This is a genomic window from Pseudoalteromonas sp. S3431 (assembly GCF_000690035.1).
Classification (GTDB): domain Bacteria; phylum Pseudomonadota; class Gammaproteobacteria; order Enterobacterales; family Alteromonadaceae; genus Pseudoalteromonas; species Pseudoalteromonas fuliginea.
Genome location: NZ_JJNY01000013.1, coordinates 1 through 15,387, shown reverse-complemented (window position 1 = coordinate 15,387; position 15,387 = coordinate 1). Strand labels below are relative to the sequence as shown.

Sequence of the window (15,387 nt, the reverse complement as noted above, 5' to 3'; positions counted from 1 at the left end):
TTATGCTGGCGTTAGGAAATAGGTTATTAGCGCAACAACGGATACGGGTTTTATCTATTCCTGTTTTGTTTATTATTTGTATATTGGTATTTTTTATTGCTCTAAGTCAGGGAGGGGTCGTGATAACGCTGCGCGAGACGATGCTTATGCTAACCCAACCGGTAGATGATCAGCTTAAGTACGCTATAATTTGGCAGATACGCCTTCCTCGTATTCTACTTTCGATGGTTGTTGGAGCTGGTTTAGCAACCTGCGGTGCTGCAATGCAAGCTTTATTTAGAAATCCATTAGCAGATCCTGGCTTGATTGGCATTGCCAGTGGTGCAGCGTTAGGTGCAGTAGCAACTATTGTATTAGGAACAAGCTTGTTTGCTAATTTTAGCGACAACTTAGGCTACTATGCGGTGCCTGTAGGGGCATTTTTGAGTTGTATAGCGGTATGCATGTTTATCTATCGGTTGGGCGCGCAAAATGGGCGTTTTACTATCGTTAGCCTACTACTGGCAGGGATTGCCGTAAATGCGATTGTAAACGCTATTATCGGTATCTTAACACTGGTAAGTAATGAGCAACAATTGCGTGATTTAACATTTTGGAGTATGGGCTCTTTGGCGGGGAATCACCTTGCGATGATAATGCCAACACTCGGTATTATTATTGGTTGTTGTATCGGTTTATTACGTTTATCTAAACCTCTTAACGTGTATTTATTAGGAGAGGCTCAAGCGAAGCATGTCGGCATTAATGTGACTAAATTGAAAAAGCAGGTTTTTATATATACGGCACTTTGCACTGCAGCAGCCGTAGCAATTACGGGCGTTATTGGTTTTATTGGCTTAATAGTGCCGCATATTATGCGCTTAATATTAGGCCCAGATCACCGTTATTTATTACCAGCTTGTATGTTAGGGGGAGCATTAATGCTTAGCCTTGCTGATTTATTTGCCCGTACCATAATGTTACCAGCAGAAGTCCCCATTGGTCTAATAACCAGTGCTATTGGCGGTCCATTCTTTTTGATTATGCTGTTAAAAACTTACCAAGGAGCAAAGTGAACTATGTTAATTGGTAAACAACTTAGCGTAAAAATTAAACATAAAACGTTGCTGGATAATATTGATTTTTATGTAAAACCACATGAAATTGTAGTTATCATTGGTCCCAATGGCGCAGGTAAATCATCATTAATGAAAGCATTATCAGGAGATTTGCCGTTAAGTGGCGGAACGGTAAATATTAATCAACGAGAGTTAAATGAGTATAGTTTGCTAGAGCTTGCTAAATTAAGGGCGGTATTAACCCAGAGCTACGAGTTAGATTTTCCTTTCACCGTTAATGAAGTTGTTGATATGGCGCATTTTAGTCATCAAGAACAGTGCACGCAGGCTACTTTGAAGCAGTGCTCTAATGATGCAATGAAAGCCGTAGGGATTACTCACCTAGCACAGCAATGCTTTACTCAGCTTTCTGGTGGTGAAAAGCAACGTACTCAATTAGCGCGTGTATTGTGCCAATTACAGCCAAGTTTAACTCAGCAAAAAAATGCTTATTTATTAATTGATGAGCCAACTGCTAGCTTAGATTTATATCATCAATATGAAGTTATGAACCAAGCCGTTACAACGGCAAAACAAGGCGCGGGAGTTGTTGCTGTTCTTCATGATTTATCACTTGCTGCGAGCTTTGCAGATCGAATTTACATGCTTGATAAAGGAAAAGTTGTTGCTCATGGCTCGCCTGAAGAAGTACTAACACAGCGCCATTTAAGTAATGTTTATAATATTAATGCAAAGCTGCAAACAGATATTGAAGATGTACTTCCCCACATTATGGTGGCGGAAAAAACACTCACAAATATATGATTTTAAGTTGTATCGATTACATATTATTGAGTGTTTTTATAAAGGGGTAACTAGGGCCTGTTTATCTTTCGAGGTTGAATTTACAGCGGCCTGTTTGGTTTTTAGGTAAGGCAGAGCCTATGTAGTGTGGTCACTGCCCATAAATAGGCGATAATGCAGTATAAAGACCAAACATGCGCTTCCCTTTGAGGGACGATTAACTCTTTGTTGCCTTGTTATCGACACGATTTTCTTACCTCAAAATAGATCACTTAATTAAGCTAATTGGTATTACCGCAATGAGAGTGGACAAGTGTAGCTACATCTTGTAATTCAATATTTTCAGGTATCGCTATCTCTTTGGCTGATGCCTGTAGCCATGTTGCAGCATCATCAAGTGATTTAAATACGGCTCCAGGTATACCAAAGGCTTTTTGAACGCTCATATTCTGCAATTTTTGATATTGCTCCTCAGGAACAACGATAAGCATCGCTTGAACAAGTTGTTGCATTTTCTCTGCCGCACCATTTTTAAGCCATTCTTGTGTTGCAGGACCCGCCCCTTTAGGGTGTTGTAAGGATGCTTCATCTGTATAAACACGCACTACAATAAATGCTTCAGCTCTATCAAACCAACGATCCCATGATATTAAAGAGTCTAAGTGCATTGCTAGCGTGCACTCCCCCTTTGCTACTGTTACAGCTAATGGCCAGAGGCTGCTATCGTATTTAATTGTTGTCATACTTAATAACCTTTGTTATTGATTTTATAGATTTTCCACAGCAAATAATTTAGCTTTGCCGTGGAAAAATCTGATTGATTAGAATGTATACTGTATGCCCGCACTAATCGTTCTTGGTTGGGTCAATACTGCTGTATCAAAGTTAGTATCAGGTTCATTGCTATCAGCAGGGGCTGTACCTGGATACAATGCAACAGGAGCATCTTCATCAAAAATATTACGTACTGAAAGATACACTTTAGCTTGCTCAGAGATAACGTAGTTCAAACTTGTATCAAAGGTCGCAAAAGCATCTGTTTTACCGCCTTCATCGTTTGAAATACTGGTATACCAACCATCAGTGTACTGGCCACTAACGTTAACAACCCAATTATTTGATTGCCATGTGGTCCCTAATTTCATAGAAGCAGAAGGAACCGTAAGTAATGAGTTCCCCTCTAGGCCTGAGTTTGGATAATCAGTGATCTCTGAATCTAACAGTGCAAAACCACCATAAAGATTGAACTGATCATTAATCTGCCAATCGGCATTAAATTCAAAACCAATAGTAGTTACTTCATCTGCATTTCTAACTACATAAGCTTCATCACGTGAGTTTTCAGGTGTTAAATCAAAAGGTAGTTGCATGTCTGTATATTGCGAATAAAACAGGTTTTGAGATGTGCTTATACTGTTATTAGCCCATTGCTGACGACCATAGATTTCTAAAGAGTTTACGTACTCTTCATCATATTCATAGTTAACAATTGGTGCGCCAAAGGAAATGCCGCCGCCGCCTGCATTATACCCGCGAGATAATTGTAAACCGACAATATGCGTATCACTTACTTGGTAGCTGAGCCCAAGCTTAGGTAATAAGGCACTGTAGTCATTATCGGATTCTATTTTTGCAATCGCTCTATCAGGATCACCGCCTTCACGTTTGCGGTTTTCTTTTTCGTAGCGTAAACCTGCCGTTAGCTCAAACTTGTCACTAAATGGGAAGGCACCCTCAGAGTAGATTGCAAAATTATCTGAATCATCAGTAAAGCTTTGTTTTACAATGAATTGGATCCAATCATCTTGTTTTGAAGTATAGTAGCGACTACCAATAACCCATTGTTCGCCGTTATCACCTTGATAGCGTAAACGAGGTTCTATCACAAACTCTTTGTTATCAATATTCGCTTTAGACCCATCTGGCGTAGATTTACGTTCAAAATTAAAGTCTGTTGCTGAAGCCGTTACTTCTAACTGTAGTTGTTGAGTTAATGATGCGCTGTATTCAATGCCTAAGCTTTTAGTATGCGTAACATGAACGGGTTGTTGCGGAAAATTAGAACGACGTTGCTCAAATGGATAATCAATGATTTCACTATTTGGACCACTGTATTTGTTATCGGTTAGTGTAACAACAACGCGTGTACCGTATTTGTCATCGCCCTCATAAAGTAATTTCCCTCTAATTGCACGGCCTTCCATGTCAGCTGGGTCTTTAACACCAGGGTAAGATTCATAATCAACAGATGAACTACGTTCAAATTGATCTGCTGCAATTCGTAAGGAAAACTGCTCCGAAAGAGGTTGATTATAAATAGCTGAAAGTCGTTTTTGGTCTAAATTTCCGCCTTCAGCACGAATTGTGAACTCTTGTTCAAACGTCGGATCTTGTGTTTCTACGCGTATTGTACCTGCTATTGCATTACGCCCAGCTAAAGTACTTTGTGGCCCTCTGAGAACTTCAATTTGTTCAAGGTCCCAAATACCTAAATCGCCAAAAACTATTTCGTTATAAGTCGCTGAACGACCATCAATTTGCCAGTTTAAGCGTGCTCTGCTGCCTGCAAAAAATGCATTCGCGTTTTCTGCGGCTCCAGTACCATCAATACCCCTTACTGTTGGAGCTTTACCAGTACCAGTGACCATTGTGATGTTTGGAATTTCGCTTAGTACGTCTCTTACTGTTCTTAATTCGGGGCGGCTTTCAAGCTCTTTACTATCGAAAACAACAACGCTATTACCACTTTGTAGTAGACTTCTTGATAATAACTCTCCAGTAACTTCAATAACGGTCATTTGATCCACTGCGTCATTGTTATCAGAATTAGCTAAAGCTGTAGTAGATGTAAGTGCTGCGAGGGGGATTAAAACATCCTTAAATTTCACAGGTATTCCCTTTTGTAAATGTAAATGATAATTGTTTTTAATACTACATTTGGTTGTATTAAAATACAACACTAAAGTTAATTAATGTTGTATTTTTAACTTAATTGTTAATCAGTAGGGAGGTGGTTTGGCTGTTATTTCAATCTAGGGTCGATTTAATCGCGGCGTGAGGTTTGTAACCTAGTGGGCTTGGTAGCGGCTCCTGCGTTACCCTACTGGCAGCGCATGTTTGGCATTTATTCAACGTTATCGCCTATTTATGGGGAATAACCACACTACATAAGCTCAGCCTTACCTAAATACCAAGCATAGAGCTGCAAATTTAACCTCGAAAGATAAACAGGTCCTAGACAAATTTTTTATCTAGTTGTTTCAAATAAAAATTTTAACGACGTATAGTGCAATTTAATTCGTTAAATTGCTCAAAGATTTATGCAGGTTGGTATAACTAGGAATTTTTGAATTCGCACTCTGTGAGCACTATATTTTTGTCACATTGGTAAAATACGGTTAAGTAAGTGTCTTTAGGCACTTGCGGTGAAAGTGCTTGGGTTATTTTAAATTGCAGTTGTTGTTCATTAAAGGCAATGAGCGTAGCCGCTTCAAAGCCAAAAAATTGTTTCACACTTGCGTACAAAGCTTTAAAAATACTTTCTTTTGCTGAGAAGATAATGGTTAACGGGTGTGGTACCTGCTCTGCGAACAATCTAAACTGAGGATAGTCATTAGGGTGCAAAATTTGTTCTTGTAGCTCTCGCTCTTGTTTTGCGCTCATTAGCTGTTCGATATCAATACCAATGCCAGCGATATCTGTGCGCTGAGAGGCCATTGCCATTGCAATCCCTTGAGTGTGGGTAATACTACCGATAACTTTATCAGGCCATATCGGCGCGCGATCATTGCCAGAAAGAATATCAAAAGAGGAAATACCGAGTGCGTTTAGTACTTTTTTCGCACAAAATCGGCCAGCCAAATACTCGGCCTTTCGTTTTGTGACTGCTTTTTGAAGTTGCAGCGGTGAAAAAATCTGATAACTCGAAAAGTCACTATCAATAAAGTGGTTACTATCAAATTTACAACAAAAAGTGCTGTGGCTAAGGTAGGGTGTAAACTGAGTATAAGGGGAAAGTTCCATATGCTATTTGCATTTTTCCTAAAATTAAGAGTAGCGCTTTAATGGTACGTTAAAAATATAATAAATAAAGTAAAGTTTATGACCTGTGCTGAGCTTAAGCTCATTGCGTAATGTACAATATGCATGATTAATTAACCTGAACTCTGGATAATAAATCTATATCGAGTAGCTATTGACGCGTAAATACGCCTTGTTTTCACTGAGAATCTCTGGCTAGAGAAAATAAAGTTAAATATCACCATGATTCAATACGTAGTAAATCTCTTAACCAGAGTTCAGGTTACTTAGTTTTTGAGTGTTTAACGAGTTTGGCACAGAGCTTTGATCTCCTGAATAAGGGCAATGCTTGCTTCGTTATCGCTATGCACACATAAACTATCAGCATGTAAAGGTAATACCTTTCCCGATTGAGTTGTTACACAGCCTGTAGTTAACAGTTGTTTTACTTGCGCAATCAGTGCCGATTTATTATGCACGCTACCAGGAATATTCCGCGACACTAACAGTCCTGCATCGGTATATTGACGGTCCGCGAAGGCTTCTAACATTAATGTTAATTGGTATGTTTTGGCAAGTTGCTGATGGCTTTGTGCTTTAGCCGTTGCAAGTAGCATGAGCTTTAATGGGGTTGGGTAGATGGCAATGGCATGCATGACAGTGTTTAATATTGTTTCATCAGCCATCATGTCGTTATAAAGCGCACCATGTGGCTTTACGTAGCTAAGTGTTAATCCCTGCACTTTTGCCATACCTTCAACCGCTGCAATTTGATAATGTAGGCAGTTTATTAGCTCGCTTGCACTAAGATTCATTGAGCGCCTACCAAAACCTTGCAGATCTGGGTAGCTCGGGTGAGCGCCAATTTGTACGTTATATTGTTTTGCAAGAGTGAGCGTGCTTGCCATTACATCGGCATCGCCGGCATGAAAACCACAGGCAATGTTAGCCATATCAATATGTGGCATTACGCTGCTATCAAGGCCCATTTTCCATGCGCCAAAGCTTTCGCCTAAATCACAGTTAAGTTTCATATTAGTGCGCCTTTTGCTGCTTTATAGTGACAGGTAATACACCATTGGCGGGTGACTGCCCAAGTAGTACTTTTGCAAGCGCGGTAAAAGCAGGGCCAGATACAACATCGTTTTTATCGACATCAATATTATATGCGTAGGATGCAAGTACAGCTTGTGCGTAGTTGCCAAATTCAGCAATATCGTAAGGGGCTCTTAAGCTTATAAATACGGTATTTTTATTATTGGCTTTAGCAAAACTGAGTAATGATTTAAGTGCTTTTGGCTGCTGTGCATTATTGAGTGCAAAATTAGCGTCGTCTTTTAAATCATCCATGCCGCCAATTTCTACCGCACTTTGGTTTGGTGTCGCATTACCTGCAATTATTATATCGGCAGTGGTTATATCGATATGTGCTTGCTGCGGGTTAAAACCTTGCAGGCTGCTACAAGTATAGTTAAGCACTTGAGTGCTTATAGCTTCAATGGCTTGTTGCATTGCCATACACTTACGTGTGTCAGGCATAATAATATGAATATGCTGATCTGTTTTAAGGCTAAGCGGTAAAGTGTTTTTATTATTTTTAACTAGCGTTATAGCCTCCACAGCTAGTTGCGCTTCTATTTCACGATGTGCTGCACTGCCAATTGTTTGTTTTGCATTTATAAGTGCGCTGATAGGGTCCAAATGAGTGTTTAATCTAAACTTATTTTTAAGTGATATTATACGTTGCGCTGATTTAGCTATTTCTTGCTCATCAAGTTGCCCTGATTTAACCGCTGCGGCAAGTGATTTTATAAGTTCATCCAACGTTATTAAATCGTCTGGCGTTCTAATTTCAATTGGCATTAGTGCAATATCAACACCAGCTAAAAATGTATTAATTACCGCTTGAGTGGGTGTAAAGAAATGGCTAATACCAGCCATGTCAAGCGCATCAGTTATTACAACACCTTGGTAATTTAGTTCTCCTCGTAAAATGTCGGTTACTATTTTACGAGACATCGTTGCAGGTTTTATCATGGTTTTTCCATCAACGCTTACAAACGTTGTACTATCTAGCGCAGGATACTGAATATGCGCCGTCATGATCATACCGGGATTTTGCTTTGCAATAATGTATTTAAATGGTGCTAAATCTTGAGCGTAAATAACCTCTTTTTCATGACTTACCATAGGTAAACCAGTGTGACTATCGACGCTGGTATCGCCGTGCCCAGGATAGTGCTTTAACGACGTAATAACCCCATTGCTTTCAAATCCTGCAACTTGTTCAGCACCAAGCTTGGCAACTAAAACAGGGTCTTCTCCAAAAGAGCGTACGTTTATTACCGGATTATCTGGGTTCATATTTACATCGATAGTAGGCGCGTAGTTTACATTAATACCCAAAGAACTTAGCTCTTTAGCAATAACCGTTGCCGTTTTTGTAGCGAAGCTTGTTCCGTGTTTTTTATATGTTGCACCAATCGACATGTTGCCAGTAAATGAAGTAGCTAGATCACGCGGTAACCTAGCTACTCGTCCACCTTCTTGATCTATGGATATAAATAACGGTAGTTTACTACTCGATTTACTTGCTGCATTTTGCAGTTGAGCATTCAGTGTAATAGTTTGCTCTATTGATTGGATATTTTCAGAAAACAAGATAACCCCCCCAATGTTATGCTTTGCAATTATGTGTGCAAGCTTATCTGGTAATTGAGTTAATGGTGTTCTGCATTGTTTATTCGTACCTTGTTCGCAAAAATAGCGAAAATCAAGCATGAGCTTTTGACCAAGCTGTTGTTCAAGAGAAAGTACAGGTTGTGCGAACGAGGATTGTATTGGCATGAAGCACCCAGATAAAAAAACGATAGACGACACAATATACTTATTTAGCAAAACACACTCCAAAGCTAAATAAAATAGATAAGTGTGTGCAGCTTATCTACTTTTTAGTGCAACTGCAAAACATGGTTTTTCTTTATTAAAGCCATTAACGTATTGTAACGAATAGATAAAATTTATATCGTTAAATTTAATGAAAATCAGTACTTACATATATTTTTTCTGTCTTTGTAAACATTAGATTATAAGTTTTCAAGAGGGTATAATTGTAGGCTTTATATACAATAATAAGTGCAAGCTTTAACTGCCTTGTACTGTGGACGATATACATTTGCTGTACAAATTACTACCTGCACTTAATCTAAGGTTACTCATTCTGCTTTTAGCATTTTCTGCTTCGTTGAGCACTCTAGTAAGTAGTTTTTATTCTACTTATCAAGTGCAAAAAGAGCAGTTAATGAATTACACACTAAAAAGCAATTATGCTTATGCAAATAAGTTGGCTTCGGCAACCGATAATTTTTTAGAAGCTGCAATGCAGCAACTTACTTATTCAGCAAAAATAATAGAGCAAGAAATAAATAATGAAAAATTATTGAAAGAAGAAGTAACCAGATTAAATTTACAAACAAATAGTTTTAATTCTGTAGTGATAAACAAGAACGGTATTATTGCAGCGACGTCTCCTGTTTTACCGCAAATAATGGAGCAAACAATTTCTTCTCCAGGCGCAATACAAGCATTGAAAGAAAAGCGCCCGCTCATTAGTAAACCTTATATGTCAGCCGCAGGTAATTTGATAATTTTTATTTCCCATCCGTTATTTGACAATGCAGGGAATTATTTAGGCTATCTTGGTGGATCTCTTTATTTAAAAGAGCGCAGCATTTTGAATGATTTACTGGATCAACATTATTACGATGAAGGGACACATATATATGTGGTCGATTCTTATAAACGCATACTTTATCATCCGGATCATATTCGTATCGGCACCTATGTAAATAATAACGCAATTATAGATGATGTTATTAATGGAAAAGGAGGGATTGCGAATGTTAAAAGCAGCCAACATGTTGAGATGCTAGCAGGCTACGCCCCAGTAAAAAAAGCACATTGGGGAGTTATTGCGCAACGTCCAGTTAAAAATACCTTAGCCTCACTTGATACATTGATTATAGAAGTTATCAAACGTACGTTACCAATGGCGGTTATTACTTTTATACTTATAGGCTTTTTTGCTCATTTTATTTCTAGGCCGCTTAAACAACTCGCAAACAAAGTAAATACACTTGATAACCCGGCTAGTTTTGAAAATTTTGAGAATATAAAAGCATGGTATTTTGAAAGCCAGAGGTTAAAGCTTGCCATGTTAAAAGGTGTGAGTATTTTACAAACTCAAATAGGCCAATTACGCCATGATGCACAAACAGACCCACTTACAGGGGCGCATAACCGCAGAAGTTTAAACGGATTACTTAATCAACTTATGCTTAAGCAAATTCCATTTGCAATATTGGAAATTGATATCGATTTTTTCAAGCGTGTAAATGATACCTTTGGCCACCATAAAGGTGATGAAGCACTAAAAACACTCACCGATATTATAAAAAAACTATCCAGAAAGGATGATGTTGTAGCGCGTATTGGTGGTGAAGAGTTTGTACTCATATTACCAAATGAAGACAGCGAAAGTGCTTTTAAAATAGCGGAACGACTACGAACAACCGTTGCCTCAACAAACATGGACATTATTGGATTTATTACTATTTCTATAGGTATTGCAACCTGGCCTGAGCACAGTAACGATATAGACCAAGTGTACAAATATGCGGATAAAGCACTTTATTACGCTAAAGATCACGGCCGAAACTGCTGTGTAATAGCTGATAAAAATTAACGACTTATAGAACCATCAGTATTTAAAATTGGGTTTCTATAGGTGAGTAATTTACGGATACTTCGACATTTTTTACATCAGAATAAGCACTCAATGATTTAGCAACGGCTTTTATATTATCGTCTTGAGTGACTAGTAACATATAGTTATGCGCAGTCGAGCGTATTAAATTAAAGTTGTTGGCTAAATCCTTTGGTACAAAATCAGATGCAAGCGTAAGAACAAGTGTTCCTGTAACGACCCCTTTTTGTTGCATCGTTTGGTTAAAAACAATATCCCCCTTTTTCAATACCTCTGAGTTAAAAATCAATTTATCGCCTGATGACATAATGCTATTTGCTTGCAGATGTATTTTTTGGCTAACATCTTCTACTGCCGTTTTATTTTTTATGCTGACCTGTGTTGGAGTTTGAGGCTCAGACTGTTGTACGGCTGCAGCAGCTGGCTCTTTGCTGTTATTACAGGCAGTCAAAGTGCCTGAAGCAGTTAATATCAATGCAATTATTAAATACGGCGGTTTCATATTTTTACCTTTTTATTATACAAGATAGAGTTTTTTAGCTTTTTTTTTACACGACTTATTGCTACTGTCATTTGGTATTACATTTAAAATACATTTAATAAACAAAAATTACAAAATATAAACAGGGTGTTTTATGTCTAATTTCAAACTAACCACAGTAGCAACAATTGTTGCAGCTACTTTATCCGCAGGACAACTAACCGCAGCTGAATCAGCGCAATACTTTGATGTAACTGCAAACTCTCAAACTCAAGCAATAACACCAGCGGCAATGCAGCAACGCGCACTAGCTGAGCGAACGACAGTATCTGGTCATCGTTCTATTTATGACAAACAATTGGGTAAAGCCACATTTTTATGGCAAGCGGTGGGGCAAAAGGCGCCAAATATGTCGCTTATTGAGCCTGCAAAACGAAACCAATATGCAGCGGATCTTTATTTAGAATCTCTAACTGGTATTAGCAGTCAGAAAAGCACAATATCATCAGCAGTAATGACTGATTTGCATGAGCAAAAGCGAGGCTCAATAGTCGCAAAGTATAAACAGCAGGTTCATGGTATTGATGTTTTTAATCGTGAATTCAACTTAATAATGGATAAAGAGTTTAACCTTGTGGCTGGCTCTGGGTATTTTGCGGATACGTCGTCAGCTGAAAAATCATTTGCGGCTCTGAGTGGCTTTGTAAATGCTGAGCAAAGCATTCAATCTGCACTTTTGGAATTGGCTGGTATTAATGCATCGCTTCGTAAGATTGGCGAAGAAGGTGGATATGCTAAATATCAGGCCACCTCAGGTGATGATTCTAAAATTATATTAGGTGAACCCCGCGCGAAGAAAGTATTTTTTGAAGTCGCAGGACAATTAGAGTCAGCATATTATGTTGAAGTCGAAGTTGCGGATAAAAATGCGCTTGAAAGCGACTATTATAGCTATGTAATTGGCACTCAAAATAACAAAGTTTATTTTAAGAAAGACTTGAAATCACATGCAGCCGACTTTAATTATCGCGTGTATGCTAATCAAGATGGCTACCCAATGGAAAGCCCTCATGGTGATGTAATTCCAGCTGATGGGCCTGATCAAGTTGATGAAACTGAAATTTTAGACGCGCCAATGGTTGCGTTATCTTATTACAGTAAATTAAGCACAATGGATCCATGGTTAGCTGATGATGCTACGACTACATCGGGCAACAATGTATTTGCTTATGCTGATGTTGTTGCGCCACAAGATTTTAGTGAAGGCGACTTTACAGCTGACACCACAGCCGATCTGACATTTGATTATCCGTACCAAGTAGATCAAGTTGCTAATAGTTACGCTAATCGAAAAGCCGCAATTGTTAATTTATTTTATATGAATAACTTTTTACATGATTTTTTCTACGATCACGGCTTTGATGAAACATCAAATGTTGCGCAGCTATCTAATTTTGAACGTGGAGGCATAGAAGGCGATCCAATTGAAGCACAAGCGCAGGATAATTCAGGACGTAACAATGCCAATATGTCGACACCTGCAGATGGTGCAAGCCCTCGTATGCAAATGTATTTATACAATAGTAAAGATGCACAAGTCGGTGTTGATTTTGGTATTACAGTTACTTCGCATGCGACTTTAGGTTTATTAGATTCAACACAAGAGTCAGGCTTTGGTCAATATCAATTTAGTGATATTAAAGGGGATGTTGTTCGCTTAGACGATGGTAATACAGCCGATTCAACAAGTATTAATGATGGGTGTGAGCCTGCTATAAATGCCGCAGATCTTGCAGGTAAAATAGCGTTAGTCGATCGCGGCTCATGTTCTTTCACAATTAAAGTAAAAAATGCACAAAATGCGGGCGCAATAGCAGCAATTGTTGTGAATAATGACCCAGACACAGATGAGCCAGCGCCAATGGGCGGTGAAGATGATGCAGTTACTATTCCAAATATGGGATTAAATTACGCTGATGGTCATGCTATGTATGACTTAATGGCTGCGGGCGATACTGTTTCTGTAGATATGTTTACTAAAGCAACATTAAAAGATGGTACGTTTGATAATGGTATTATTGCTCATGAGTGGGGACACTATATCAGTAACCGTTTAGTGGGTAACTCATCTGGTTTAATTAACTTCCAAGGTCGCGCAATGGGCGAGGGTTGGGGGGACTTCCATTCACTCATGTTTATTGCTAAAGCTGATGATATTAACATTACAGGCAATGATAAATTCCAAAAGGCATATGGTAGCGGTACATTTGTAGAGGACTTTTATTACGGTATTCGTCGCGTACCTTACTCAACTGATACCGAAGTAAATGCATTATCATTCCGCCATATTACAGAAAATGCAGGCGCTGATATTGGAATTACACCAACAAGCGTAGCTTCGCCACATGCCGCAGGCGAAATTTGGGCAACGATGTTATGGGAAAGTTATGTAGCATTAATTAACGAGCATGGTTTTGAGGAAGCTCAAAACCGCATGGCTGACTACCTTGTTGCTGGCTATAAATTAACGCCAGTAGCTCCGCTTTACACTGAAGCGCGTGATGCCATCTTAGCTGCTGCTTATGCTGTTGAACCTGCCGATTATAAATTAATTTTAGGAGCATTTGCTAAGCGTGGCATGGGATTAGGAGCTGAATCGCCAGAGCGTTTCAGTGATGATTTAACGGGGGTTGTTGAATCTGATAAATCTGAGCTTGCTACATTCGCGTTAAGCGACGTGATAGTTAATAACGCATATAACGGTGCTGAGCTTGGTTATTGTACTAACGATAATATTCTAGATAAAGGTGAAACAGGTTCTATTAGTGTAAGCATTGTTAACCGTGGTAGTGAAACCTTAACAGGGACTAAAGCGCAGTTAACGGTAATCAGCGATCATGATGTAACACTTGAAAATGATGGGTTAGTTACCTTTGCTGAAACAGCACCATTTGCAATATCAACAAGTGACGCTATCACTATTACTTTAAATGATGCAGGCACCGCTGAAACACTAGAAATAGCAGTAACCTTCCCTGAGCTTGAAACGGATGATGATATTGTTGAAGCACTAGAAGATTCAATTTCATTCACTGTAAATATAGATTTTGAAGATGAAGCACCTGTCAGTGCTACTGTTTCAGATGATATGGAAGTGTCGGCTGCCTCATTATTTGATTTAAACGAAAATGTAATGTTTGGTGGGGATGCTGCTATCGGTACGCAGAGCATGGATAACAGTGGCAATATAACCACTTTTGATGCTGCGGGCTTTGGCTTAGGCGCTCAGGCAATGTTTTTAAATAACAATAGCTTCCAAACTGATGTGGCGGTTGAGTCTAAATCGTTTGAAATAGGTTACTCAGGTGATTTTGAAATATCATTTTGGCACCTTTACCTCATTGAAGAGAATTGGGATGGTGGTGTTGTAGAAATTAGTGTTAATGATGGCGAGTGGACGGATGTAACGCAAGTGGGTGGGGAATTTAGTGTTGGTTATAACGGCCCACTAATTGAAAATACCTCTCAAGCACTCCAAGAGCGAAATACATTTACAGGACGTAATATTCAAGACGATGGGGCTTTTGGCAACTACGAAACAATTAATTTTGGCGATGCTTTAAATGGCAACCAAGCTAAAATTCGTTTCCGTATTTCATCTGATTCGGCTGTTGCTGATTTTGGTTGGTGGATTGATAATCTAACAATGTCTAACGTGTTATCGCCTGTATTCTCCAAAGTAGTCGCAGGAGACGCTGCAACATCATGTGATAACGCGATGCCATTGTTACTTGTTGAGAGTGATTCAGCAGAAATAACTGAATCTGGCACTGGCACTATTACAGCGACTGCCACAGATAGAAATGGTGATGCATTAACTTATGCTTGGACGCAAGTTAGTGGTACAGCGGCAACACTGTCGGGTATAGATACAGCAATATTGACTTTCACACCTGGCTCTATAAATGCAGATGAAGAACTTGTATTTGAGGTTGCGGTAAGTGATGGGACGACAACTGTAGCTCAGCAAAGTACAGTAATGGTAAAAAATGAAGCTGTTCCTGTAGTACCTGTAACCGAGAAGAAATCTAGCGGTGGTAGTGTTGGCTTTATTGCTTTATTACTTACCCCATTAGTGTGGTTTAACAGACGTCGTAAAAACGTTAGTAAATAAGTTTAAATAAACGTTATTTAAAAGCCCCTGAATTTATTCAGGGGCTTTTTTATTTGATTAATACCAATCTGCTTATATATGGGGACTATTTAACGTTAAGAAAATT

The 15,387-nt window shown here is 38.9% G+C and carries 10 protein-coding genes; 4 read left to right on the top strand and 6 right to left on the bottom strand.

Annotated features, from left to right (window positions below):
• Positions 1 to 2: 2 nt before the first annotated feature.
• Positions 3 to 1,055, top strand: coding sequence for a FecCD family ABC transporter permease (locus DO88_RS14635; protein WP_033038223.1), 1,053 nt, complete (start codon positions 3 to 5; stop codon positions 1,053 to 1,055).
• A 3-nt stretch (positions 1,056 to 1,058) separates the two neighbouring features.
• The gene (locus DO88_RS14640; protein ID WP_033038222.1) at positions 1,059 to 1,862 is read left to right on the top strand and encodes a heme ABC transporter ATP-binding protein; all 804 of its coding nucleotides are present in this window, start codon (positions 1,059 to 1,061) and stop codon (positions 1,860 to 1,862) included.
• Between the two features lie 260 nt (positions 1,863 to 2,122).
• Here DO88_RS14640 and DO88_RS14645 read toward each other — a convergent pair whose 3' ends face one another.
• The 5 genes from DO88_RS14645 to DO88_RS14665 all read right to left on the bottom strand — a co-directional run bounded on the left by DO88_RS14645 (position 2,123) and on the right by DO88_RS14665 (position 8,708).
• Entirely contained in the window at positions 2,123 to 2,584 is a 462-nt protein-coding gene (locus DO88_RS14645; RefSeq protein WP_007376660.1) for a hypothetical protein, read from the bottom strand.
• A gap of 78 nt (positions 2,585 to 2,662) precedes the next feature.
• A complete protein-coding gene (locus DO88_RS14650; protein WP_033038221.1) occupies positions 2,663 to 4,729 on the bottom strand; it encodes a TonB-dependent receptor in 2,067 nt (688 codons plus the stop codon).
• Between the two features lie 448 nt (positions 4,730 to 5,177).
• Positions 5,178 to 5,864 carry a 4'-phosphopantetheinyl transferase family protein gene (locus tag DO88_RS14655; RefSeq protein WP_033038220.1) on the bottom strand — a complete coding sequence of 229 codons (687 nt, stop codon included), beginning with the start codon at positions 5,862 to 5,864 and terminating at the stop codon, positions 5,178 to 5,180.
• 299 nt (positions 5,865 to 6,163) lie between these two features.
• A complete protein-coding gene (locus DO88_RS14660; RefSeq protein ID WP_033038219.1) occupies positions 6,164 to 6,895 on the bottom strand; it encodes a 5-oxoprolinase subunit PxpA in 732 nt (243 codons plus the stop codon).
• A 1-nt stretch (position 6,896) separates the two neighbouring features.
• On the bottom strand, positions 6,897 to 8,708 hold the full coding sequence (locus DO88_RS14665; RefSeq protein ID WP_007376656.1) for a glycoside hydrolase family 3 protein: 1,812 nt from the start codon (positions 8,706 to 8,708) through the stop codon (positions 6,897 to 6,899).
• A 454-nt stretch (positions 8,709 to 9,162) separates the two neighbouring features.
• Here DO88_RS14665 and DO88_RS14670 point away from each other — a divergent pair, with 454 nt between their 5' ends.
• The gene (locus DO88_RS14670; RefSeq protein WP_007376655.1) at positions 9,163 to 10,605 is read left to right on the top strand and encodes a sensor domain-containing diguanylate cyclase; all 1,443 of its coding nucleotides are present in this window, start codon (positions 9,163 to 9,165) and stop codon (positions 10,603 to 10,605) included.
• A gap of 22 nt (positions 10,606 to 10,627) precedes the next feature.
• On the opposite strand, the gene DO88_RS14675 is transcribed toward DO88_RS14670, so the two are convergent.
• Complete coding sequence (locus tag DO88_RS14675) at positions 10,628 to 11,128, bottom strand: hypothetical protein (protein ID WP_007376654.1); 501 nt, start codon at positions 11,126 to 11,128, stop codon at positions 10,628 to 10,630.
• A gap of 133 nt (positions 11,129 to 11,261) precedes the next feature.
• Here DO88_RS14675 and DO88_RS14680 point away from each other — a divergent pair, with 133 nt between their 5' ends.
• Entirely contained in the window at positions 11,262 to 15,281 is a 4,020-nt protein-coding gene (locus tag DO88_RS14680) for a rhombosortase-dependent M36 family metallopeptidase (RefSeq protein WP_033038218.1), read from the top strand.
• The last annotated feature ends 106 nt before the right edge of the window (positions 15,282 to 15,387 follow it).